Source organism: Dactylosporangium sp. NPDC049140, assembly GCF_040648435.1.
Genome location: NZ_JBEZDS010000044.1, coordinates 37,337 through 39,275, shown reverse-complemented (window position 1 = coordinate 39,275; position 1,939 = coordinate 37,337). Strand labels below are relative to the sequence as shown.

Here is a 1,939-nt window from a genome sequence, read left to right as displayed (position 1 = left end):
CGCACCTCGCACCTCGCGCCGCACGCCGCACGTCGCGGCCGAGCGGCGCAACCGTGCCGGCTAGCTCGCTCGCCTCTGGGCACGCTCGCGGCCGTACGCGGCCAGGGCGTGGAAGGCGGCCTTCGGCGTCCACGTGCCGTCGGGCAGCACACGCACGATTCCGCGCGCGGCCAGGTCGAAGTCGTGGTCCGGGTCGTCGGTGGTCGGCAGGTGGCGGTTCGCGAAGGTGTACACGAAGGCCGCCTCCGCGCCGCCGGACTCGTAGTCGCGCAGCAGGTCGACCACGTACCGGGCCTGGCCCTCCTCGTCGCGCTCCAGGCCCGGGCCCAGCTTCGAGGCGCGGCCCTTTTCGTCGTACGTCACCGGCTCGGGCGCGCCCGCCACGTCGGGCGCGCCGCGGTAGGTGCAGCAGCCGAACTCGGTCGCGGCGTAAGGCTTGCCCTGGCCCACCGCGGCGGCCAGGGTCTGCGGGAACGCCGCGGCGTTTGTCGCGTCGCGGTACCCGGCGTCGCTGGCGATGATGTCGAACGGCGCCCAGTCCACGGCCTCCAGCGGGAGCGAGGCGTAGCCGACCGGGCCGCCGAAGCGCTCCCGCACCGCCGGAAGGGCGTCGGCCAGGAACGCCTGCACCGCGGCGCGCGCGGCCGGCAGGGCCTCCCGCACGCGCGGCAGGTCGGTCAGCAGCGCTATGCGCTCGACCAGGTCGCGGCCGGGCAGGAAACCGCTGGTCATCAGGGAAAGTTCGGAGCCGGTGAGGTACACCACGCTGGCTCCGGAAAGGCGCAGCCGTTCGGCCCGCTCGGCGCCGTCGAGCACGAACGCCATGAGTTCGTCGCGGTCGAGGTCGTTGGTGAACGGGCAGTACCAGACCTCGAGGCCGGCCTCGGCGGCGTACCGCGCGGTCAGCTCCAGCCGGTCCTGGACGCCCCCGGTGATGCGTACCGCGTCGCAGTGCAGCTCGTCGCGGATGACCCGCAGGTCCCGGCGCACGGTCTCGGGGTCGAACGGCTCGTGCGTGGTGGAGCCGGCGCTGACGAAGCCGGTGTCGTAGTTCATGCCGAAGACGCGCATGGGCTTTCCCTCCCTCGTAAGGTACTTCGCGTACCCTATAGGGTACGTCCAGTACCCTGCAAGGCATGAGCACGAGGCGCCGGGGCGAGGAGCTGGAGCGGGCGATCCTGCGCGCGGCCGCGGAGGAGCTCCGCGAGTCCGGGTACGCCGGGATGACCATGGACCGGGTCGCGGCCCGGGCCGGGACGAACAAGAACGCCATCTACCGCCGGTGGCCGCACCGGGCGGCGCTGGGCATCGCGGCGTACCGGCAGCTCTCCGACGACGTGATGCCGAAGCCGGACACGGGCACCCTGCGGGGCGACGCGCTGGAGATGCTGCGGCGGGCGAACGAGACGTGGTCGTCGCCGCACGGGGCGATCCTGCGCGGCCTGCTCGCGGCCGCGGCCGACGACCCGGACCTGCTGACGCTCATGCGGGAGCGCTCGGGCGCGGACACGATGGACCGCGCCTGGCTCGGGATGCTGGAGCGCGCCGCGGCCCGGGGCGAGGCACCGGCGGCGGCCACGCACCCGCGGGTGGCGACGACGCCGATGATGCTGCTGCGCGCCGAGTACGCGATGCGGGGCATCCCGTCGGTGCCCGACGAGGTGCTGGTGGAGATCGTGGACGAGGTCTTCCTGCCCCTGGTGCGCGGCCGCACGGCCGACTAGCCCCCGCCGAGGTGCGGCAGCGAGCGCGCGGATGCGAGGGCGGTCAGCCGCCGGCCAGGCGCGGCAGCGAGCGCGCGGATGCGAGGGCGGTCAGCCGCCGGCCAGGCGCGGCAGCGACCGCGCGGATGCGAGGGCGGTCAGCCGCCGGCCAGGCGCGGCAGCGACCGCGCGGATGCGAGGGCGGTCAGCCGCCGGCCAGGCGCGGCAGCGACCGC

The 1,939-nt window shown here is 75.0% G+C and carries 2 protein-coding genes; one reads left to right on the top strand and one right to left on the bottom strand.

Going from position 1 to position 1,939, the window contains the following annotated elements; all coding sequences use genetic code 11:
- Positions 1 to 60: 60 nt before the first annotated feature.
- On the bottom strand, positions 61 to 1,071 hold the full coding sequence (locus AB0B76_RS44740; RefSeq protein ID WP_360387735.1) for a hypothetical protein: 1,011 nt from the start codon (positions 1,069 to 1,071) through the stop codon (positions 61 to 63).
- A 65-nt stretch (positions 1,072 to 1,136) separates the two neighbouring features.
- On the opposite strand from AB0B76_RS44740, the gene AB0B76_RS44735 reads away from it, so the two are divergent.
- A complete protein-coding gene (locus tag AB0B76_RS44735) occupies positions 1,137 to 1,724 on the top strand; it encodes a TetR/AcrR family transcriptional regulator (protein WP_360387732.1) in 588 nt (195 codons plus the stop codon).
- The last annotated feature ends 215 nt before the right edge of the window (positions 1,725 to 1,939 follow it).

Excerpts from the sequence above, each read along its gene's own strand:
- AB0B76_RS44740 (WP_360387735.1), bottom strand. The coding sequence starts at position 1,071 with ATGCGCGTCTTCGGCATGAACTACGACACCGGCTTCGTCAGCGCCGGC.
- AB0B76_RS44735 (WP_360387732.1), top strand. The coding sequence starts at position 1,137 with ATGAGCACGAGGCGCCGGGGCGAGGAGCTGGAGCGGGCGATCCTGCGC.